16 protein-coding genes are annotated in these 22,189 nt (G+C 37.3%); 9 read left to right on the top strand and 7 right to left on the bottom strand.

The genetic code is table 11. The annotated features are described in order from the left end of the window. The first annotated feature begins 100 nt into the window (after positions 1-100). The gene (gene fbp, locus SJY44_RS00810) at positions 101-1,108 is read left to right on the top strand and encodes a class 1 fructose-bisphosphatase (protein WP_396590866.1); all 1,008 of its coding nucleotides are present in this window, start codon (positions 101-103) and stop codon (positions 1,106-1,108) included. 1 nt (position 1,109) lies between these two features. Here fbp and SJY44_RS00815 read toward each other — a convergent pair whose 3' ends face one another. Further along, the gene (locus tag SJY44_RS00815; protein ID WP_396590867.1) at positions 1,110-1,532 is read right to left on the bottom strand and encodes a TerB family tellurite resistance protein; all 423 of its coding nucleotides are present in this window, start codon (positions 1,530-1,532) and stop codon (positions 1,110-1,112) included. Between the two features lie 113 nt (positions 1,533-1,645). On the opposite strand from SJY44_RS00815, the gene SJY44_RS00820 reads away from it, so the two are divergent. The 3 genes from SJY44_RS00820 to mfd all read left to right on the top strand — a co-directional run bounded on the left by SJY44_RS00820 (position 1,646) and on the right by mfd (position 8,271). Then, positions 1,646-4,108 (top strand): ligase-associated DNA damage response DEXH box helicase, encoded by a 2,463-nt coding sequence (locus tag SJY44_RS00820; protein WP_396592105.1) that lies wholly within the window; start codon positions 1,646-1,648, stop codon positions 4,106-4,108. Continuing rightward, on the top strand, positions 4,105-4,737 hold the full coding sequence (pdeM, locus tag SJY44_RS00825; protein WP_299168921.1) for a ligase-associated DNA damage response endonuclease PdeM: 633 nt from the start codon (positions 4,105-4,107) through the stop codon (positions 4,735-4,737). Before SJY44_RS00820 ends, pdeM begins: the two co-directional genes overlap by 4 nt. 135 nt (positions 4,738-4,872) lie before the next feature. Continuing rightward, positions 4,873-8,271, top strand: coding sequence for a transcription-repair coupling factor (mfd, locus tag SJY44_RS00830; protein ID WP_396592106.1), 3,399 nt, complete (start codon positions 4,873-4,875; stop codon positions 8,269-8,271). 55 nt (positions 8,272-8,326) lie between these two features. On the opposite strand, the gene SJY44_RS00835 is transcribed toward mfd, so the two are convergent. Then, positions 8,327-9,532, bottom strand: a complete 1,206-nt coding sequence (locus SJY44_RS00835) for a carboxypeptidase-like regulatory domain-containing protein (RefSeq protein WP_396590868.1) — start codon at positions 9,530-9,532, stop codon at positions 8,327-8,329. 100 nt (positions 9,533-9,632) lie between these two features. Between SJY44_RS00835 and SJY44_RS00840 the strand changes: the two genes are divergently transcribed. Beyond that, entirely contained in the window at positions 9,633-10,334 is a 702-nt protein-coding gene (locus SJY44_RS00840; RefSeq protein ID WP_396590869.1) for an ATP-binding protein, read from the top strand. Positions 10,335-10,416: 82 nt separating this feature from the next. On the opposite strand, the gene SJY44_RS00845 is transcribed toward SJY44_RS00840, so the two are convergent. The 4 genes from SJY44_RS00845 to SJY44_RS00860 all read right to left on the bottom strand — a co-directional run bounded on the left by SJY44_RS00845 (position 10,417) and on the right by SJY44_RS00860 (position 14,763). Then, a complete protein-coding gene (locus SJY44_RS00845; RefSeq protein WP_396590870.1) occupies positions 10,417-11,574 on the bottom strand; it encodes a serine hydrolase domain-containing protein in 1,158 nt (385 codons plus the stop codon). A gap of 73 nt (positions 11,575-11,647) precedes the next feature. After that, complete coding sequence (locus SJY44_RS00850) at positions 11,648-13,630, bottom strand: DUF3352 domain-containing protein (RefSeq protein ID WP_396590871.1); 1,983 nt, start codon at positions 13,628-13,630, stop codon at positions 11,648-11,650. Between the two features lie 62 nt (positions 13,631-13,692). Next, positions 13,693-14,352 carry an aspartate kinase gene (locus SJY44_RS00855; RefSeq protein ID WP_298922883.1) on the bottom strand — a complete coding sequence of 220 codons (660 nt, stop codon included), beginning with the start codon at positions 14,350-14,352 and terminating at the stop codon, positions 13,693-13,695. A 51-nt stretch (positions 14,353-14,403) separates the two neighbouring features. Further along, complete coding sequence (locus SJY44_RS00860; RefSeq protein WP_396590872.1) at positions 14,404-14,763, bottom strand: YraN family protein; 360 nt, start codon at positions 14,761-14,763, stop codon at positions 14,404-14,406. A gap of 169 nt (positions 14,764-14,932) precedes the next feature. On the opposite strand from SJY44_RS00860, the gene SJY44_RS00865 reads away from it, so the two are divergent. Both SJY44_RS00865 and SJY44_RS00870 read left to right on the top strand, forming a co-directional pair. Further along, positions 14,933-16,417 carry a DUF1800 family protein gene (locus tag SJY44_RS00865; RefSeq protein ID WP_396590873.1) on the top strand — a complete coding sequence of 495 codons (1,485 nt, stop codon included), beginning with the start codon at positions 14,933-14,935 and terminating at the stop codon, positions 16,415-16,417. A 10-nt stretch (positions 16,418-16,427) separates the two neighbouring features. Next, complete coding sequence (locus SJY44_RS00870) at positions 16,428-18,140, top strand: DUF1501 domain-containing protein (RefSeq protein WP_396590874.1); 1,713 nt, start codon at positions 16,428-16,430, stop codon at positions 18,138-18,140. 87 nt (positions 18,141-18,227) lie between these two features. On the opposite strand, the gene SJY44_RS00875 is transcribed toward SJY44_RS00870, so the two are convergent. Continuing rightward, a complete protein-coding gene (locus SJY44_RS00875) occupies positions 18,228-18,392 on the bottom strand; it encodes a hypothetical protein (RefSeq protein WP_299214507.1) in 165 nt (54 codons plus the stop codon). Between the two features lie 165 nt (positions 18,393-18,557). Here SJY44_RS00875 and metG point away from each other — a divergent pair, with 165 nt between their 5' ends. Further along, positions 18,558-20,633 carry a methionine--tRNA ligase gene (gene metG / locus SJY44_RS00880; protein WP_396590875.1) on the top strand — a complete coding sequence of 692 codons (2,076 nt, stop codon included), beginning with the start codon at positions 18,558-18,560 and terminating at the stop codon, positions 20,631-20,633. A 30-nt stretch (positions 20,634-20,663) separates the two neighbouring features. After that, positions 20,664-22,115 carry a hypothetical protein gene (locus tag SJY44_RS00885; RefSeq protein WP_396590876.1) on the top strand — a complete coding sequence of 484 codons (1,452 nt, stop codon included), beginning with the start codon at positions 20,664-20,666 and terminating at the stop codon, positions 22,113-22,115. Positions 22,116-22,189: the final 74 nt, after the last annotated feature.

Genomic DNA, 22,189 nt, shown 5'->3' on the forward strand with positions numbered 1-22,189 from the left:
TAAAACTCAAAGTTATAAAAATCAAAAACTTTACTTCTACGAAATCGATGTAGTATCACAAAATGCCCGATATTTGTGGGCAAAACACAACCCTACTTTAATGACAAGAAAAAATCAGACCCTTGGAGAATTCATTATTGAAAACCAGTCTTCATTTCAATACTCTTCTGGAGAGCTCTCTAAACTAATCAATGCCATTCGTTTAGCCGCTAAAGTAGTTAATCACGAAGTAAATAAAGCAGGTTTGGTTGACGTAATCGGAGCTGCTGGCGACACTAATATTCAAGGGGAAGACCAGCAAAAATTAGATGTATTTGCAAATGAAAAATTTATCCAAACACTTACCAATAGAGAGATAGTTTGTGGAATAGCTTCTGAAGAAGAAGACAGTTTTATCACCATTAATAGTAGTGATGAAAAACACCAAAACAAATATGTGGTATTGATTGACCCATTGGATGGTTCTTCCAATATTGACGTTAATGTTTCGGTTGGAACCATATTTTCAATTTATAGACGTGTTACCCCTGTTGGTACTCCAGTTCAACTTGAAGACTTTTTACAGCCAGGAAATAAACAAGTAGCTTCTGGCTATGTGGTTTATGGAACATCGACAATGTTAGTTTACACCACTGGAGACGGAGTAAATGGCTTTACTTTAAATCCCGCACTGGGCACCTTTTATTTATCACACCCTAATATGCAGTTTCCGGAAAATGGTAAAATATATTCTGTAAATGAAGGAAACTACATTCATTTCTTACAAGGGGTTAAGGATTACATAAAATATTGTCAAGAAGAAGAAGGTGACAGGCCTTATACTTCAAGGTATATTGGCTCACTAGTTTCTGATTTTCATCGTAATATGATTAAGGGTGGAATATATATGTATCCAAAAAGTAGTATTTCGCAAAGTGGAAAACTTAGGCTGCTTTACGAATGTAATCCTATGGCCTTTATTGCAGAACAAGCCAATGGTTTGGCAATTGGTGGTAAAACTCGAATATTAGATATTGAGCCCACTGAACTACATCAACGGGTTCCCTTCTTTTGTGGAAGCCGAAATATGGTTAAAAAATTAGAAGATTTTTTAAATAAGTACCATTAGGCTACTTATCCATTAAATACTGGTAATCTTCAAAAGCTATTTTGCCTGTAAATATGGCAATAGATTTTTTTATGATTAGAGAAGCCTTTTGAGGTGAATAACCCAATCCTATAGCATATTTAACAACTAGTTCCATTTGTTCTTCATCAAGATTGTTATCAGCAAAGGCCATCCCAAAGAAATCGAACAAACGCTTTAATCTTTTTTCACCACTATGGGGAGTTTCAATTGGATATTTGTTCTCTTTTTTCATCACCTCTTTATACTCAGCATCGGTGATATTTAATTTGAACGCAAACTTATCCAATATTGCTTTTTCCTTTTCACTTATTACACCATCCGCGGCTGCCAAACTTGCCAAAGTAGCAAAATGGGCCAAATTATGTCTCTGTTCGCTATGTTCGTATAAATCTATAATGGGCATACACTAAAATTTGTTCGGCAAATATAAATCTTAAACTAGAAAGGATGGTAAAATTATCACCAAAAGAAATTTGTAATTTTCATAGCTCTTTGTAATCCTTAACGCAATTTATCCTGCAAGAATCTGAACTACTCCATATTGCCGAAAATTGGTTCCACCAACAAGATTGGAAACCCTTTCCTTTTCAAAAAGAGACATGGAATGCTTTTTTGCAAGGCAAGCACGGATTGCTAAATGCTCCAACAGGGAGTGGAAAGACCTATGCGCTTTGGTTCCCCATAGTATTGAATTACATAAAAAATAATCCTAGTTACAAAGACAAACACAAAAAAGGCCTAAAAGCAATTTGGATTACTCCGTTACGCGCTTTATCCCAAGAAATCAAACAATCTGCGGAGCGTATTACCCAAGATTTAGAAACTCAAATGACAGTAGGCATTCGCACGGGGGATACTTCGACCAAAGAACGTGCAAGGCAAAAAACAACAATGCCAGACTTATTGATTACCACTCCTGAAAGTTTGCAATTACTGCTTTCATCAAAAGGGTATGATAAAGTCTTTAAAGACTGTTCTGCCATAGTGGTTGACGAATGGCATGAACTTTTGGGAACCAAGAGAGGTGTGCAAATGGAACTTGGCCTTTCCAGATTAAAAACAATATGCAAGGATTTAAGAATCTGGGGGATTTCTGCAACTATTGGGAATTTGGACCAAGCTCGAGAAGTCCTTCTTGGCCCTACTTCCTTGGCCCATGAAAATTCAATTTTGGTAAAAGCCAAACTGAATAAGAAAATAACAGTCAAAAGTATCATTCCAAAAGAAATGGAGACATTTCCATGGCGTGGACATTTGGGGCTTCACTTACTTGAAGAAGTCGTGCCCATTATCAACAATAGCAAAACCACCTTGTTATTTACAAATACCAGAAGCCAATGTGAGATTTGGTTTCAGAAAATTTTGGAGAAGCATCCAGAATATGCTGGTGAAATTGCCATGCACCACGGCAGCATCAACAAAGAAACGCGCCTTTGGGTGGAGCAAGCCATACGGAATGAAAGTTTGAAGGCGGTGGTCTGTACTTCTAGTCTAGATTTAGGTGTAGATTTTGCACCTGTGGAAACCGTGGTACAAATTGGGGGACCAAAAGGGGTAGCTCGATTTTTACAACGTGCAGGACGAAGCGGCCACAGACCGGGCAAGGAAAGTGTAATCCACTTTCTACCAACACATGCCATTGAACTCATTGAAGCTTCCGCCATGCAACAAGCGGTTAAAAAAGAAGCTGTTGAAGATAGGGTTCCTTATTTGAATAGTTTTGATGTTTTGGTTCAGTATTTAACCACCTTGGCAGTATCCGATGGTTTTTATCCCGATGAAATTTATCCAGAGATCAAACAGACTTTTTGCTATCAGGCAATTTCAGAGGAGCAATGGCAATGGCTCTTGAACTTTCTGGTCATGGGCAGCCAAAGTTTAAAAACCTATGATGAATATAAAAAGGTAGAGGTAGAAGCAGATGGAAAATTCAAGGTCAATAATCGTGGAATTGCCATGCGTCATCGTTTTCAAATAGGAACAATAGTAGGAGATGCCTCCATATCTGTTCGTTATCAAAAAGGAGGGTACATTGGTACTATTGAAGAATCTTTCATATCCAAATTAACTGCTGGCGATGTGTTTACTTTTGCGGGCAGAAACTTAGAATTTATTCGCATTAAAGGTATGTCTGCCCATGTACGTAACTCTTCAAAAAGAACCAATAAAGTGCCCAGTTGGATGGGTGGTAGATTGAGTTTCTCCGCACAAATGTCAGAATTGCTTCGTCAAGAATTATATACAGCAGAACTGGAACCCAAGAAGCAATCAAAAGAAATAAAATCTTTGGCTCCCATGTTTACAAAACAACGAGAAGATAGCATTGTTCCAAAGCCAAATGAATTTCTTATAGAAACTTTTAAAACCAATGACGGCTATCATCATATCTTTTATCCTTTTGAAGGTAGGGCAATCCATGAAGGAATGAGCAGTTTATTGGCATACCGAATAAGTTTACTGACCCCTATCACCTGCTCTTTGGCTTTTAACGATTATGGCTTTGAACTCTTATCGGACAAAGAAATCAACATTCAGGAGGTATTGGACAACAATCTTTTTACTCCAGAATATATGCTGAGTGATCTGCAAAAAAGTTTGAATTCCAATGAAATGGCAAAGCGAAAATTTAGGGATGTTGCGGTAATCAGTGGAATGGTCTTTACAGGTTATCCAGACAAAGGCATCAAAATGAAGCACCTACAAAGCAGCTCGCAATTACTTTTTGATGTATTCAAGGATTTTGAGCCAGACAATCTTTTGTTTCAGCAAGCCTTTACCGAAACTTTTGAACACCAATTAGAAGAAGGTCGTTTGCGCTTAGCTTTGGAACGAATTGAACAGCAAGAGATTGTATGGAAAAAGTGTAGCAATCCAACGCCATTTTCATTTCCTATTATCACGGACAGGCTTCGTGAAAAACTATCCAATGAGAAACTAGCTGATCGCATAAAACGAATGACCAAGATTTTGACTAGATGACTCAAACTATATATTTTAACAACCAAGAATTTGTTCTTCATCCCCTGGGAGGACTGTTTTGGGTGGAAAAATCACTGTTGCTCATTAGCGATGTGCATTTGGGCAAGGTAAATCATTTTAGAAAATTTGGAGCCGCTGTTCCAAGGCAAGCCATCCATAAAAATTTTCTGTTGCTAGACAAAATCGTTGCTGATTTTAACCCCTTTCAAATATGTTTTTTGGGAGACTTATTTCATTCATCCTTAAATAAAGAATGGGAGCTTTTTGAAAATTGGGTGGCCAAAACCCCTGCTGAGATTATTCTGGTATCTGGAAACCATGATATCATCTCTCCTCTTTTGTTTGAAAAATTAAATATTGAGATTTATCAAGAATGGGTTTTGGATGATTTTTTATTGACCCATCATCCAGAGGAACGAGATGGCTTATTTAATTTCTGTGGACATATCCACCCAGCCATCAAACTAAAAGGATATGGACGTCAAAACTTGAGACTATCTTGTTTTTTCAAGACCAAAAGTCAACTCATCCTTCCCGCTTTTGGAGAGTTTACAGGAACCTACACACTTAAACCTAAAAAGAAAGATGAAGTTTATGTTATTGTTGAAAATGAGGTAATAAAAATTTAGATTTCTCAATCGGTATTCTCCCATTCGAAAATGACAATTTCAACTAGATGGTCATTTCTAACTAATGTGAGAAAATCCCATTTACCTATTGCAAACAACTATACATCAATCTATATTTGCCACAAAGTTTTTGGATTGACCAAAGCATCAGTTTCCCAACTTTTTAAACAGTCTCCACAACTTAGGAAACTGAGGGACACAATTGCCCAAATTGAAAAAATCAGTATTAAAGGTCTTACAGGTTCTTCACTATCTTTTGCCATTGCCGATATCTTTAAATCTACCGAATTGCCTTTTTTGGTTTTACTGAATGATAAGGAAGAAGCTGCCTATTATCTTAATGACCTGGAACAATTAATTGGTGAAAACGAGGTGCTTTTTTACCCCGGGAGTTATCGCAGGCCTTACCAAATTGAAGAGACAGACAATGCCAATGTACTTTTAAGAGCAGAAGTCCTAAACAGAATAAATTCCAGAAAGAAACCAGCAGTAATCGTTACTTATCCCGATGCGCTTTTTGAAAAAGTGGTCACCAGAAAAGAACTGGACAAAAACACCTTAAAAATTAAGTTGGAGGATACCCTCTCTCTGGACTTTTTTAACGAGGTACTTTTTGAATACAAATTCAAGCGTGTAGATTTTGTAACGGAACCTGGCGAATTTTCCGTGCGTGGCGGAATCGTGGATGTCTTTTCTTTTTCCCATGATGAACCCTATCGTATTGAATTTTTTGGAGATGAAGTAGAAAGCATCAGGACTTTTGATGTGGAAACACAATTGTCCACAGAAAAAGTAAAGCGCATTACCGTTATCCCAAATGTTGAGAACAAATTTTTGCAGGAATCCCGTGAAAGTTTTTTAAAATACATCTCTCCTAAAACTGTGATTTTTTCAAAGAACCTGGATTTGGTCTATGGTAGAATCGATTCATTTTTTGCAAAAGCTGAAGAAAATTTCGCAAAGCTCAGCGAGGAGATCAAACACGCCAAACCAGAAGAACTTTTCGTGAGTTCGGGCTTATTAAAATCACAATTTCAGGATTTTAGTTTGGTTGAATTAGATGGAAGAACAAGTCATCCAGAGCCTGTCGAAGGACGACTTGAAACCAGCAAAACCTCACACTTCGACAAGCTCAGTGTGACAGCAGAAATTAAATTCAATACTAAACCTCAACCTTCCTTCAATAAAAGGTTTGACTTGCTTATTGAAAACATCAACGAAAATCATGAAGCAGGTTTTACCAATTATATTTTCTGCGCTACGGAGCAACAGGCAAAACGTTTTCATGACATTTTTGAAGAAGTAGAGGAAACGGTTCATTACAAAACTGTAGTTTTTCCTTTATATCAAGGTTTTATTGAGCATGATTTAAAACTTGCCTGCTATACCGATCATCAAATTTTTGAACGCTATCACAAATTCCAGTTAAAGAATGGTTATGCCAAAAAACAGGCCATCACCCTTAAAGAACTCAATAAACTAGAAATTGGTGATTATGTAACTCATATTGATCATGGTATTGGGAAGTTCGGGGGGCTTCAAAAAATTGATGTAGAGGGTAAAAAACAAGAAGCCATAAAATTAATGTACGGCGAGCGCGATATTCTCTATGTGAGCATTCACTCGCTGCACAAAATATCTAAGTTCAATGGCAAGGATGGTGCTCCTCCAAAAATCTACAAGTTAGGCTCTGGCGCTTGGAAAAAAATAAAAGAAAAGACCAAGGGCCGTGTTAAGAAAATTGCCTTTGACCTCATTAAAATTTATGCAAAACGTCGTTTAGAAAAAGGGTTTCAATACGCTCCTGACAGTTATTTGCAGCATGAGCTGGAAGCTTCATTTATTTATGAGGACACTCCAGATCAGGAAAAATCTACTCAAGATGTAAAAAAAGACATGGAGAGCGAACGCCCTATGGACCGTTTGATCTGTGGCGATGTTGGTTTTGGTAAAACGGAGGTCGCTATCCGAGCTGCATTTAAAGCGGTGGACAATGGCAAGCAGGTTGCCATATTGGTGCCCACTACTATTTTAGCCTTTCAACACAATAGAACTTTTAAGGAACGGCTTAGAGAAATGCCCGTTACCGTTGATTATTTAAACCGTTTTAGAACAGCAAAAGAAAAAAGGGACATCCATGAAAGATTGTCTGCTGGTAAAATCGATATCATCATTGGCACGCACCAACTGGTAAACAAAAACGTGCAGTTTAAAGATTTAGGACTGCTGATTGTAGATGAGGAACAAAAATTTGGAGTTGCGGTAAAAGATAAACTTAAATCCATTAAAGAGAATGTAGATGTGTTGACCTTGACGGCTACGCCAATTCCGCGAACCTTGCAGTTTAGTTTAATGGCCGCCAGGGACCTTTCTGTCATCAATACCCCTCCTCCTAACCGCTACCCTATTGAAAGTCGCGTGATTCAGTTTAATGAGGAAATCATTCGCGATGCGGTTTCCTATGAAATTCAGCGTGGTGGACAGGTATTTTTTATCCATAACCGAATAGAAAACATCAAGGAAGTTGCCGGTATGATTCAGCGCTTGGTACCCGATGCCAAAATCGGCATTGGACACGGCCAGATGGAAGGCAGAAAATTAGAACAATTGATGCTCGCCTTTATGAACGGGGAGTTTGATGTTTTAGTCTCCACCACCATTGTAGAAAGTGGACTGGACGTTACAAACGCCAACACCATTTTTATCCACAATGCCAATAATTTTGGATTGAGTGATCTTCACCAAATGCGTGGACGAGTAGGCCGAAGCAATAAAAAGGCCTTCTGTTTCTTTATTACCCCACCTTACGAAGTAATGACACCAGATGCTCGCAAACGTATTGAAGCTTTGGAACAATTTACGGAACTGGGAAGTGGTTTCAACATTGCCATGAAAGATTTAGAGATTCGTGGTGCAGGAGATTTGTTGGGCGGTGAACAAAGCGGGTTTATCAACGAGATTGGGTTTGAAACGTATCAAAAAATATTAGCTGAAGCCATTGAAGAACTTAAAGAAAATGAGTTTAAGGAACTCTATGAAGAGGTAGAGGGCAAACAGGAAAAGGTGTATGTAAAAGACACGCAATTGGACACCGATTTTGAACTGCTCTTTCCAGACGATTACATCAACAATATTACAGAGCGCCTTAATCTCTATACACAATTAAACGAAGTGGGCGATGAGACTGGTCTTCAAAAATATGAAGCTGAATTGGTAGATCGCTTTGGCGAATTGCCTACCCAGGCCGTGGACTTGCTCAACTCTGTTCGTATCAAATGGATTGCCAATAGCATTGGGTTAGAGCGCGTGATTTTAAAACAAGGAAAGTTCCTGGGGTATTTTATTGCCGACCAACAATCACCTTTCTACCAAAGTCCAGCTTTCACACAAGTACTGCAATATGTTCAAGCGAACCCAAAAGTTTGTCAGCTAAAAGAGAAACAAACCCGTAACGGATTACGGTTATTATTGGTTTTTGATGGAGTTACAAATGTGGAGAAAGCTTTGAAAGTCTTGGAGCCAATAAATTCATAAAGAAAATAAGTCTGTTTCCCCAATCTAAAACTTAGTCGATTTTAAATTGATTCACTTATTTTTTGAGTTCTCTAAGAATTTGGCTCTGTGCAGCAGTACGTCTAGGAACATTATAGGTAGCCCAAAATTTAGCATCAAAATTTTCAGTTTGGTTTTCAATACTAGTATTGATGTTCATGTTCTGTAAAAATTGATAGTCGTCTACACTATCAACGATAATGTTGTTAATAAAGAGCTCTTTTTTGGGGTATTTGGTAAACAATAAGAGATTGGAATCCTGTCCTTCATAAATCCTCCAAATATCTTCTTCTTTTTGATATTTTAAATAGAATCTACCATTGTATTCTTGATATTCAAAAATAACATTATAGTATACTTGTTGTGCCCCATTGGTAAAACGTCTTTGCCAAGATGTACCATTCTTTGCTTTTCTGGTCAGCTCTACTCGCACAAAAGCAAAAGTTTCAGCATCAATATAAAGCACAGCCTTCTGAAAAGGTTCATCTAAGCCTGTAATCTTATAAACCAATCGGTTATCATACGATTCAATACCTTCAATTTCATATTTCCATCCTTTCTTTCCTAAAATTGGGCCATAATCAAACCGAATAAAATCATCTTCAATCAAGTCAATGACCGAGTTTTTGCGTTCTGAATTTTCATTCCAAGGATGTCTCTGTGAAAAGCTATTGGTACGAACCCCAAGCAATTCTGCCGCTGGTTCTTTTCTAACTTGTAAACCTTGATATTTAAACTTTATAGCGCATTCCAAAAATTCAACATAAGTCTCGTCCTCCTTTTGTAGATCTCGCACGAAACCTTCTAAAAAATAGGGTTCGGTCGGATAATTTAATGCAATGTTCTTATAGGCCTTCTTAACAATTTCCCTTGCCTTAAGTATTTTATTTGCACTTCCATCCAATAAGACTTCATCCAATTGATTGATTTGTGGAAGCAATGAAATTACTTTATCCTGAGAAAAATCATCGGACTTTCTCTCGACACTGACATAACCCATTGCAGAAATGACTACCAATGTTTTCTTTTCTTTCGTCGGAATATGAAATACAAAATACCCTTCTGTATTGGTCGTGGTCCCGATTGGTTTTTCCTTTAGATATATAGAGGCATAAGGAATAGATTGCTGTGTTTCGGAGTCCACCAATTGCCCTGTAATCGTAAATAACTCCTGTTGACCATGCACAACTATTCCATAAAAAATGAAAAGTATAGACAAGCAATACTTACTACTTCTAACCATATTTTTAAGACGAAATATATTTTATCTTGTGACAAAGAACGTGAGATTTCTTAAACTCATGACTTCTGGGTCTAAATCACATTTCGATATAAGCAAAGTAATGGAGAAATCTAAAACCTATTTTAATTGGAGCTCTGGGAAAGATTCCGCAATTGCCCTCTACTTTTTACAGCAACAAAACAACTACGTAATTGACCGTTTGTTGACCACGGTAAACTCGCACTACAATAGGGTTTCCATGCACGGACTGCGTAAGGAGGTTTTGGAAGCCCAAGCTAAGGAGGTTGGCATACCATTAGACATTCTTGAAGTTCCTGAAAGTCCATCAATGGAAGAATACAGCACTTTGATGGGAAATAAAATTGAGCAATTAAAATCCGAAGGCTATACGCATTCTGCTTTCGGTGACATTTTTCTGGAAGACCTTAAAGTCTACAGAGAAAAAATGTTATCTGTCGTAGGAATTGAAACTATTTTCCCTATCTGGAAAAGAGATACTCGGGAACTGCTCAGTGAATTCTTTGCTTTGGGATTTCGTGCTGTAATCGTGTGTATCAACAATTCAAAACTGGAAACCTCTTTTTTGGGACTAGAACTATCTTTGGAACTTATAAATCAGCTCCCAGAAGATGTAGATCCTTGTGGAGAAAATGGGGAGTTCCATACGTTCTGTTTTGATGGTCCCATTTTTAAAAACCCTATTGCATTTGAGCTAGGAGAAAAAGTATATAAAACCTATGATGACCCTTCCAACAAAACGAAAAGTATCAAATTTGGGTTTTGTGATATAAGGCTGAAATAAACCCATACATTCTCATTCCTTCTCCATCACACTTCGACATGCTCAGTGTGACAAAAAACCATTTCCATAGAGCATATTTTACCTAAAATGCGTCGTAGACCAATTTTACAAACTCTCCAATTTTATTGGGTTCCAACCATCGTGTTACTAACATGAGTCCGCTTTTTTGATCCACTACAATAAAATTGCCTCCAAAACCAGCTGCATAAAATAGATGTTCGGGAACACCTTCCCAATGGCGTGACCCTTTCTGGTTTAACCACCACATATAACCATAATTCACATTGGGAACTGAAGGTATTGTTGCTTTCGCAATCCAGTCTTCACTTAATAATTGCTCACCTTTCCATTTGCCATTGTTAAGGAATACCAGTCCAAAACGGGCCATATCTTCTGTGTTGATGAATAACCCTGCTCCAGAATGCCCTCCCCCGGTTACAGATTTCATTTGAATCCCGTCCACTTCTGTCCAAGCATGGTCATAACCATACCAACGCCAAGTTGTAGAGGCATCAATCTTATCCATAAGATGTTCTTTTAATACTATGGGCATAGGCTTACGCCAAACATGGGTTAAGGAATAGGATAAAACATTTACCCTAACATCATTGTATTCCATTACGGTACCCGGCTCATTGAGTTTTCTGAATCTCCAATCATCCAAATCACCATCTTTTGGTGGTCTATCTGCCCAGTCCTTAAGGCCCCAAAGCTCTCCAGACCAATCTGAGTTTTGCTGTAAAAGGTGTTCCCAACTTACCTTACTATTATGTCGCCCATCAAAAGTGCCATCCCAGATGTACGCTCCAACTTTATCATCAACACTTGAAATCAATCCCCTGTCTACTGCTAAGCCCGCCATGGTAGAAAGAAAACTCTTTGTAACGCTAAAGGTCATATCAACCCGTTTGGTATCTCCCCAAGAAGCGAGTACATAGCCATTTTTTAGAATCATCCCAGCTGGCCCACCACGTTTTTTAGTAGGTCCCAAAATTTCATGAAAAGGCTCTCTCTGAAACCCTTTTAAAATGGCTCGGCGTAAATCCCGCGACCCGGAGTATTCATTTGCCATGGCAAAATCTACCGCAGTTTGCAGTTTGGTTTCATTAAAGGAAAATTGATTTTTGGAAGCTTCTTTCCACACAGCATTGCATTCGGGAAAATAAACATCTTGGCTCACACCAAAATTTGCCGACAAAATAAAAACAAGCAATACGATTACATGGGTAATATTTTTCATTTGTAGTAACTCTTAGTTTGGGAAATCAAGTTACTAATTGCAAGTTACATCTTGAAATGCTTTAATGAATATCTTAAAAACGCTTCTTCCTTATCAACTCTCCAGCAGCATCAAAATAACGCCACATACCTACTTGTTCGTCTTTTTTGAACCGTCCTGTTATTTTTTCATTACCATTGGAATAGAACTCGTGATAACGACCATGTTTAAGGCCATCTTTTAATTCTACCTCAAATTTTACAGTCCCGTTGGAATACTTTTTCATGAATGTTTTTGCATTCAAGTCTGTTGGGTAAATAGGTTTAAGGTCAAAAATGGCATCTGTAATCTCTTTGGTTTTTGGTGATTGAACCTTACTTTTTAAAACACCTGCGCCTTCCTGAAATTGGGATTTTGTTTTTACCTCTTCCACATTTTGATAGTTGACTACCAGCCTACTTTCAAATAGATTGTCATCTGGTGTTAATTGAAACCCTACCTGAGGAAAGCAAATAATAAAATCTTTGTTCTTACGCAATTGTATGCGCGTAGAATCATCAGCCAATGAATACATATTATCATACAAAACTGGGATATTGCTGTACACATATAAACTGGACTCACTTTCAAAGTTTTTGTCAAAGTCCCTAAAATCTTCAGAAGAAGACAAGGTCTCTTTAACCATAAAATCATCAATAATACTTTTTAGCGTATTGGGGTTATTGCTAAATACCACATATTGATCTATAAGTGTAAAATAGGGTTTGTCAAATTCCTTAAACCGATTTCCCAATAAGATTTTAAAGAACCCTTTTATGGATAGAAAATTAATTTCATGCTCCTTATATGTAATGGCTTTAAATTTTACGGGAGTTTTCTTTTTGATTTGTTTAAGTACAAAATCCAAATTGGTTTTGGCATCCTCAATTGCATTAGTTTTTAATACCAAGGCAAGGTCATTTTTCCCTTTTGAAATTTCAGATTTAATTTGAAGCAATGCTATCTCATCACCAATCCAACTTATAAAATTTTCCTTCACATCTATCTTAAGGAATTTCTCCACTTTTTCAATTCCTTCTTGGTACGTATCAAACTGTTCAGGACTATCCTTCTGGACTGTTTCAAAATTCTCATAAAATTCTGAAAAGCTATCGAAGCCATAGCTAACATATAGTGCTGTCCTTTTAGGTGCTATGCTAGGAATAGTTCTTTCGGCTTTACCAGATTTTTGAAGTGCTTCTAAATAATTATGATTTGTTGAACTAATGTTTGTGTACCCATTGGCAGTAATAGTGCTATTCTTGTCTACGTCAAAACTGAATCCGGAGAATAAAAAATTCTCACTTATTCGGTTGGCCCAATCACTGGGTTTATTAGAAAACCGCTTGTAATAGTCGTCCAAAAAATCATACTGCAGATATAATCTAAACAAATCTTCATACCCTACCTTTTTATTGATCTCAATAAAATTCAAATTCCTACCAAGCACTGGTTCCCGATATTGATCAATAGAGGCTTCCACTAAAGTATGCGTATATGAGGCCACGAGCTGATTTTTTACAAAAGACAGATACATTGTCTCCTTGCTCTTACGATCATATACCTCTAAAATCTCATGATTGTGATAGTTTCGTTTGCTTAAAGAGTAGTTATCGTTGAGTAGTGTGTTCAAATAGGTTTTAAGCAACTTTAGCTTAGCGATCCGCTTTAAGTCAAGCACATAAAAAATACCGTAATCTTTTTCAGAGACCATGTGGATTGAAATAAACAGAGATCTGCCATCAAAAAACTCGAACAACTTATTGTTGTTGTTAAATACGGTATCAACTTTCTGAATATTTTCTGTTAGTTCCGCAAAGTATCCGTTCTTTTGAAGGTGTTGCCATGCATCACTCTCACTTACCTTCTTCCAACTCTCAACGGGTTTTTCAGATTCAATTACAAAAACGGCATCCTTGGGAATTAAATAAATAGATTGCAAATTGGTTTTTGGTGATAAAACCAAAATGTACAATAGGTAACCAATATAAATTAGTAGTATAGCAAGTAGACCAAAGAGGAATCTTTTTTTAATCATTGGTAGAGCAGTGTCTTTTCTAACAACGAAAAAGCTGATAATTTAGTCTAGAGCATGTATTCTTACAGAGACTTCAAATCCTTAATTGTTTTAAATGCTACATCTACTTGCTCCTCATTTACTAAAATGGTAAACTCATTGGTGGTAGAAATAACTTCATACAAAACGATGCCTTCCCATGCCAAACGCTGAAAGATAAAATAATAGATTCCAGGCACCGAAACATTTTCCGCAGGTAGTTTTACCGTAATTGATGATAGATTCTCAGCTTTTTGAGTGCAGCGTTCATGCTTAAAATACTTTTCCACCACCCCATCCAAGATATTGCTTATTACAATATTAATCTCATTGACCCCTCTGGAAGAGGTGTAAAACACATCTTGATTGGCGTTCACTTCTTGCAATAGTCGAGCTTGCTGTTGCAAAATAGTATCAGAAGCCAAAAACGTATAGTCGGTTAAAGAAGAGCGGACAGTAATTTCCCCAATGTTTTTAAGGACCTTTACAATTTTATGTGTGGCTCTAAATTCAAGGTCATCAGAAAGTCTTTTAAGTGCCATTACAATAGCCCCATCTTTTACATCTTTTCCTAATGCATCAGATATTTCAGGTTTTATTTGTCTGGACAATGATGTAAGGTTAATGATTCCTTGAGCCAAAGCACTTTGCAAGAAAGGCTTCTTTTTAATGTAATGTTCAACTACTGCAGATATGGTTTTCATTATTGGCGGTTTTATGCAAAAATAACATATTGTTACAAATAAAACAAATGGTTAAAAATGATAAAACGCATTTTCCAAATGTTCAACCTCAAATCTTCTTCCCTTCCTAATAACGGTAATGATATCAAACCGTACCTCAACCTCCAAATCGTTTTCTTGAATGTAGTGGTCTGCGGCCATAGTTAAAAGTCTAATCTTTTTTGGGGTTATCGTATCTGAAATATCTTCAAAAAACCCGCTTGTTCTAGATTTTACCTCTATTATAATAAGTTCCTCTTCCTTTTTGGCAATGATATCGACCTCTGCTTTTAGATAGCGATAGTTCCTAAGAAGAATCTCATAGTCCTTTTCAAGTAAAAAATCGACAGCTTTTTGCTCTCCAAGCTTTCCAAATTCATTATGATTTCCCATAGATTATGAAAAATATTAAAAAATATGTGCAGTTCATCGAAAAATTTGGTAGTTCAAGGCAATAACAGCGTTTAGATTGTAATTTGTTGGCTGAATTGAACCACACCCAACGTTAACTAAACATATAGTTGCCCCAAAACTATGGACCTAATTAACGCCAGACATTGCTATGGAGTACTTCATTAATTGTAATTCCTCAACTTTGGCGCCGTATACTACTCCATTGGATGAGTTGCGTGCTGCCCATTTGTATAGGAGGCTTGGTTTTAGTGCCTCAATACAAACCATTAATGCCGCTGTTGGACAAACAGCCGGTACCCTTGTGGACAATTTAGTAAATCAAGCTCTTGCTCTGCCGCCTATCCCAGCTCCCTTATGGGCAGATTGGACCAATGCGGATTATCCTGCTGACGACGATTTGGCAAGACAAGTAAGAAGAGCCCAACAGGAAGAGTTTTCAATTGCATATGGCAATTCTTTATTGGACAATAATTTACGAGACAGAATGAGCTTCTTTTGGAGCAACCATTTTGTTACTGAATTAGATGTTTATGATTGCAGTTCCTTCCTGTACTATTATATAAACTGTCTACAACGAAATGCACTTGGAAACTTTAGAACTTTTGTAAGCGAAATTGGCCTTACAAGTGCCATGCTATATTACTTAGATGGCGTAAGAAACAGAGGTAACAACCCAAATGAAAATTATGGCCGTGAGCTATATGAGCTTTTTACCTTAGGTGAAGGCAATGGGTATACTGAAGAAGACATTGTTGAAACGGCCAAAGCGCTTTCCGGATATACCAACCGCGGTGAAGAAGGTTGTACTCAGGTAACTTTTGATCCTGATGATTTCAACACAGAGAACAAAACTATTCTTGGTCAAACAGGGAATTGGGGTTATGATGATGTTCACAATATCTTATTTACCGAAAGAGTCAATGAAATAGCGGGCTTTATTTGCAAAAAATTATATGAGTTCTTTGTACATCCAGATTCAACCAATGATCAAGGAGGTAATGCTCCAGATATTATAAATGGTTTGGCCCAAACTTTTGTTTCTAATAATTTTGAAATTGCACCGGTACTATCACAACTATTTAAAAGTCAACATTTCTTTGATGAAACCGCTATTGGTGTTATCATAAAGAGTCCGTTTGACCTCTATATGGGCCTAATCAAGGAAACTGGATTTACCTATGATGATAGTACTGTTATAAATGTTATTGATGCATCTAGGATGATTGGTCAGACTATGTTTGATCCATTTGATGTAGCTGGTTGGCAAAGAGATCGTGAATGGATCAATACCAATTTTATGATTGGTCGTTGGTTGACATCGGAAGTTTTCGTCGATCGTTTCTATCAGGCCAATCCAGATCAATTTAGAACTTTTGGTATTGCAGCGACCCCCGCTGGAGCAGCTGAACAAGATCCCGCTGTAGTAACAAGAGCTATTGTAGATAGACTATTGCCCAAAGGTTTGTTGACAGATGCTGATTATGACCAAGCTATTACTGTTTTTAGGGAGCCTTATGAAAATACTGGAACCTATGAAACCAACAGTTGGGATATGACTTTGGAAAATGCCCCTACTCAAGTGTATTTATTGTTTCTTCATCTTGTTAGAGAACCTGAATTTCAACTTAAATAACCTTACACCTATGTGCGATACTCATCATACTCACGATACAACACCACATAAAGGCCTAGAACATGATGGCCACGATTTAGAACACAAAACATGGAGCAGACGTTCCTTTATCCAAGCATTGGGTATAGCAGGGTCAGGTTCTATGTTCTTGGGAAGTAATTTAGTTTCAGCTTCGGCACCTTCACCTTTAACTTCTGCTGTCGCAGATGCAGAGACTGATAATATCTTAATATTGATAAGGTTATCTGGAGGTAATGACGGATTAAGTACTGTAATCCCAATACAACAATATGATACTTATGCTAATGCAAGGCCAAACATCTATATTCCAGAAAGTAAAGTCCTAAAACTTACTGATGATTTCGGCGTACCTACTTATATGAATGCCTTGGAACCTCTTTGGGGAGAAGGACAATTTAAAGCAGTACACGGAGTCGGTTATGACGGTCAAAGTCTGTCCCATTTTACGGGGTCGGATATTTTTGCCAACACAGATTTAAGTACTACCAATTTTACTGGGGAGAGAACCGGTTGGATGGGAAGACATTTTGAAGAATGTTTCCCAGATTACTTGATGAATCCACCAGAATCACCGGCAGCCATTCAAATTGGTAATTTGGCCAACTTGGTTTTTCAAGGCGAGCAAACCAACTATGCTTTTGTAACCAATAATGTTGATCAGTTAGAACGTATCGCTGATGATGGTGAATACTACAGCTTAGATCCTACACTTTTTGACAATTGTATGTATGGCGACCAACTTAAATTTTTGAGAGGTGTTGCCAACACAACGGAAATTTATGCTGGTAAAATTTTTGAAGCTGCACAGTTAGGTCAGAACCAAGTAGAATACCAAGACAATGGTTTTGCAAGGCAATTGGCTTTGTTGGCAAGGTTGATCAAGGGTAACCTAGGTACAAAAGTGTATATGATTTCTATGGGTGGATTTGATACTCATGGTAATCAGCCACTTGCCCACGAACGATTGATGACCAATCTTTCCATTGCCATCAACAATTTCTATGAAGACCTTGCCTTTACCCAACAAGATGAAAAGGTATTAAGCATGACCTTTTCCGAGTTTGGCCGTAGAATTTTCGAAAATGGTTCTAACGGTACAGATCATGGAAAAGCTGCCCCTACCCTGTTCTTTGGGTCAGGACTAAGTGGAAGTGCCTTTATTGGTGACCACCCTTCATTGGACGATGCCAATGGGCGTGGAAATCTAGAACATACTATGGATTTTAGAAATCTCTACGGTACGGTCTTGGCAGAATGGTTATGTGTTCCAAGAGAAGCTGTTGAGCGCCATTTATTGGGTTATCCATATCAAGCAGTAGACCTAGGTTTCAACTGTAGTGGGGAAACCTTTGATGATATTGCAATGGATAGTGACCCGCCAACATTACCGGATACCCCTCCAAGTCCAGATGGCATGGATCCAGATCCAGATGCATTGGCTACAATTGTCCATAGACCTTACTATCCAACTGAGCGCACTCCACATATTTATTTGGAAATGCCCGTTGCGGCTCATGTTGACATTCAATTATACAACATCTTAGGTCAGAATGTGGGCACTGTTTTCAATGAAATGATGTTGGAAGGTTCCGCTGAAATCAATATTAGGGAGCGAATGAGAGATAGTTTATCCACCGGAAAATATATCTATAGAATCTCAGTGGGAGACGAAAAAATGAGTAAATCAGTAATGATAATGTAGACTAGTCGTAACGTATACATTCCAGATTCCTCCGATAGTGCAACTCCCCACCCCAAGTAAGAGCTGCATGATTCGGAGGTTTCCTTTTTACGTCAATTTTGGTTTATCCCTATCTGTTTTAAATGCCAAGGCTTTTTTCACTTTATGATTTTTGTCCTTATAAACTCGGGTTACTTCTTCCTTTTTCTCTTCTTTTAAAACTCCTTTGAATTTTTCAAGATTTTTAAACTTCTTGGGGTTACCTGTGCTCATTTAATTATATTTTGTAGATATATTCTTATAATATACTAATTATCTAGCCTTTCATTTTCCAAAAACTACATTTTTCAATATCTGTACACCTCTCAACAAGTCCCTAAAAAGGATAGAATCACTCGAATGAAATTCAGTATTTTTGGGGCTTAATTAAAATGATTCATGTCTGAGACCAATTCTCCATCAAGATATACCATAACCGCGGCACTTCCTTACACTAATGGACCAATCCATATTGGGCATTTGGCCGGTGTTTATGTTCCTGCTGATATCTATTCTCGCTATTTACGTTTAAAAGGACACGATGTCGCTTTTATCTGTGGTAGTGATGAACATGGGGTGGCTATTCCAATGAAGGCTAAAAAAGAGGGAGTTTCTCCAAAAGAAATTATTGATAAGTATCACGAAATCATCAAAAAATCATTTGTTGATTTTGGGATTTCCATGGATAATTATTCCCGCACCTCAGCAGAAATTCATCATAAAACCGCTTCAGATTTTTTTGAGAAATTATACAATCAAGGTGATTTTATAGAAGAAGTAACCGAGCAACTTTATGATGAAGAGGCCCAACAGTTTTTAGCAGACAGATTCGTTGTGGGAACCTGTCCAATATGCGGTAATGAAGAGGCTTATGGGGACCAATGCGAAAATTGCGGTTCCTCCTTAAATGCTACAGACTTAATAAATCCAAAATCTGCCATCACTGGCAATGTCCCTACATTAAAGAAAACCAAACATTGGTTCCTGCCTCTGGATCGCTACGAAAGTTTCTTAAAAGAATGGATTTTAAAAGGCCATAAAAACGATTGGAAACCTAATGTCTACGGCCAATGCAAATCTTGGATAGACGATGGTCTAAAACCACGTGCCGTTACACGCGATTTGGATTGGGGAATTCCCGTTCCTGTTGAAGGCGGCGAAGGCAAAGTATTGTATGTATGGTTCGATGCCCCTATCGGTTATATCTCCTCTACCAAAGAATGGGCAGAAAGAGAAGGAAAGGACTGGGAACCGTATTGGAAGGACAAGGACACCAAATTGCTACATTTTATTGGCAAGGACAATATCGTTTTCCATTGTATCATCTTCCCAAGCATGCTAAAGGCCCATGGAGATTTTATTCTACCAGAAAATGTGCCTGCAAACGAGTTTTTAAATTTAGAAGGCAACAAGCTTTCAACTTCTAAAAATTGGGCCGTATGGTTACACGAATATTTGCAAGAGTTTCCAGGCATGGAAGATGTGCTTAGATATACCTTGACCGCCAATGCACCAGAAACCAAGGATAACGATTTTACTTGGAAAGATTTTCAAGCAAGAAACAATAATGAGCTGGTAGCCATTTTTGGGAACTTTATAAACCGTGTGGCAGTGCTCACCCATAAATATTATGATGGTGTTGTGCCTACCCCAAGTGAATTTTCAGCTATTGATAAACAAACGTTGGAAGCCTTAAAGGAGTTCCCTAATACGCTCTCCAATTCTCTTGAGCGTTACAGATTTAGAGAGGCCAGTCAAGAACTAATGAACCTTGCAAGGTTAGGAAACAAATATTTGGCAGATGAGGAACCTTGGAAACTTATAAAAACCGATGAAGAAAGAGTAAAAACCGTAATGTATGTGGCACTTCAGATTGCAACGGGCCTGGCCATATTGAGTGAGCCATTTTTGCCGTTTACGTCCAATAAACTTAAAAATATCTTAAATGTCACGTCGAGCGCAGTCGAGACCTCTTGGGATGAACTTAGGGCTAAAGAAACGCTGCTCCCTTTTGGGCATCAAATCAATAAAAGTGAACTGCTATTCCGTAAGGTAGAAGACAAAGAAATTGAAGCTCAATTAGCTAAGCTCGAAGCCACCAAAAAAGCCAACGAACAAATGGATAAAGAAATTGAACCTCAAAAAGAGACCATCGTTTTTGATGACTTCACCAAATTGGATATGCGTGTAGGTACTATTATAGAGGCTGAAAAAATGCCCAAGGCAAACAAACTTTTAGTTTTAAAAGTAGATACCGGTTTAGATACCCGCACCATAGTTTCTGGAATTGCAGAAAGCTTTACTCCCGAAGAGATTGTAGGTAAAAAAGTAACTGTTTTGGTGAATCTAGCACCCAGAAAATTACGTGGCGTGGAAAGTGAAGGCATGATTTTGATGACCGAAAACCAAGAAGGTAAATTGGTGTTTCTCAACCCAGATGAGGATGGTGTAAATCCTGGAGAAAGTATCAGTTAATTTCTAAACTATTACACTTTCTAGAAAACCATGTACAAATCCTTTCTTTATCCAACTTTGATTTTACTTTTTCTACAACTCAAAGTTATCAGTCAAGAAGAATTTCTTGACTTCACTATAGATTACCCAGATACACCATTTTTAATGCAAAATTCATTTACTATGGTAGATGAGTTAACCGATAGTTTTACTGTGTTTTTAACAAAAAACAGTGACATATCAGCGTACCATTTTGATAGCGCACTTCAAACTAAAGGCAGATTACTCTCTAGACAACTTCCAAATAAATACAAGTTTCCACTTGGTGGTACAATTGAAAACACTAAATACACCTTATTTTATTCTAATAAAGACAAAAGCAAGTTTGCGGGAATAGTATTCGATTTTAATACTAGATGGTCAAATACTTTTGAAATAGATCTTAAGCTAAGAAACGAAATACTTCTCACCCAATTTAACCACTCTAATAAATTTCATCTATTAACCGCGTCGTATAGAGAGGACTTATTATATCTATACATTTTTGATAACTCTGGTCAATATGAAAAAAAGATTATTGATTTGTCCAAATATGATTTTTTTGGCGGAGCCAAACATCCTGCAAGATTAAAACATGCTTTGGCATTGGGCACGACCATAGGGCCTTTTACAGATATCAAACTAGTTCAAAATGATATTGCTTATTCTCTAGATTCTATGATCTCTTGGTACAAACTTTATATTAACGAGGAGAAATTGTATTTAGTTATTGATTTAAATACTGATTTAACCCAAATAATAGCATATAATTTACATACAGAGGATGTAGATCTTATAAAAATCCCTCAACCTTCATTTAAGCAGGAAGCAAAGAGCAACTCCTACTTTTTAAATGGAAAGCTATTTCAATTAAAGATTAACACTCAAGAAATGGTGCTTCAGATTACTGACTTGGCTACTAAAAAACTTATTAAAGAGCACCATATTAGCAAGCATGATTCTCTTAACATTGCAATTGGACCTGTACGTCAAAGAGGTGGGAGGTATGAAAATCATAGAGAGTTTGATAAAACATCAAAATTTTTACGAAAAGTCACCTCAGGAAATCCTGCTATTTTAGTCGATGAATTTGATGGAACATATCAAGTGAACATCGGTAGTGTAAAGGAGATTAATGACTCTCTATTGCATGCCATAGCCTTTACCAGTCCTTTCTCCGTAGTAGCTGTTTTTGGAAGTGTTACTTTTTTTGTAAATCCTGTTGCATTGGCCTTTTATAAAGCATCTGACACTAAAGCAGTTTATATCTTTAGTCTTTTGGATGAAAACTTCGAATTGACTTATGGGGAGGAGCCAGAAAACATCTTCTATGTCATACACGATTATATTGAAAGAGAAGGAATAAAACGATTCACTGCCGCTGATGTCTTTAAATACAAAGGAGGTTATATTTTTGGGCGTTTAGATAGAAAAACCAAAAACTATTCTCTTTTAAAATTTTAGAGCTTTGAATTTATATTTTCAAAGTGAATGATGTTTTATATTTATTAATTGCATCTAACTAATTCAACAATAAA

Origin of the sequence: Allomuricauda sp. R78024 (genome assembly GCF_044596045.1) — a bacterium.
GTDB lineage: Bacteria > Bacteroidota > Bacteroidia > Flavobacteriales > Flavobacteriaceae > Flagellimonas.

Excerpts from the sequence above, each read along its gene's own strand:
- SJY44_RS00835 (WP_396590868.1), bottom strand. The coding sequence starts at position 9,532 with ATGGTTAGAAGTAGTAAGTATTGCTTGTCTATACTTTTCATTTTTTAT.
- SJY44_RS00850 (WP_396590871.1), bottom strand. The coding sequence starts at position 13,630 with ATGATTAAAAAAAGATTCCTCTTTGGTCTACTTGCTATACTACTAATT.
- SJY44_RS00870 (WP_396590874.1), top strand. The coding sequence starts at position 16,428 with ATGTGCGATACTCATCATACTCACGATACAACACCACATAAAGGCCTA.
- metG (WP_396590875.1), top strand. The coding sequence starts at position 18,558 with ATGTCTGAGACCAATTCTCCATCAAGATATACCATAACCGCGGCACTT.
- SJY44_RS00875 (WP_299214507.1), bottom strand. The coding sequence starts at position 18,392 with ATGAGCACAGGTAACCCCAAGAAGTTTAAAAATCTTGAAAAATTCAAA.
- SJY44_RS00845 (WP_396590870.1), bottom strand. The coding sequence starts at position 11,574 with ATGAAAAATATTACCCATGTAATCGTATTGCTTGTTTTTATTTTGTCG.
- fbp (WP_396590866.1), top strand. The coding sequence starts at position 101 with ATGACAAGAAAAAATCAGACCCTTGGAGAATTCATTATTGAAAACCAG.
- SJY44_RS00815 (WP_396590867.1), bottom strand. The coding sequence starts at position 1,532 with ATGCCCATTATAGATTTATACGAACATAGCGAACAGAGACATAATTTG.
- SJY44_RS00860 (WP_396590872.1), bottom strand. The coding sequence starts at position 14,763 with ATGGGAAATCATAATGAATTTGGAAAGCTTGGAGAGCAAAAAGCTGTC.
- SJY44_RS00855 (WP_298922883.1), bottom strand. The coding sequence starts at position 14,352 with ATGAAAACCATATCTGCAGTAGTTGAACATTACATTAAAAAGAAGCCT.
- SJY44_RS00865 (WP_396590873.1), top strand. The coding sequence starts at position 14,933 with ATGGAGTACTTCATTAATTGTAATTCCTCAACTTTGGCGCCGTATACT.
- SJY44_RS00840 (WP_396590869.1), top strand. The coding sequence starts at position 9,633 with ATGGAGAAATCTAAAACCTATTTTAATTGGAGCTCTGGGAAAGATTCC.
- pdeM (WP_299168921.1), top strand. The coding sequence starts at position 4,105 with ATGACTCAAACTATATATTTTAACAACCAAGAATTTGTTCTTCATCCC.
- SJY44_RS00885 (WP_396590876.1), top strand. The coding sequence starts at position 20,664 with ATGTACAAATCCTTTCTTTATCCAACTTTGATTTTACTTTTTCTACAA.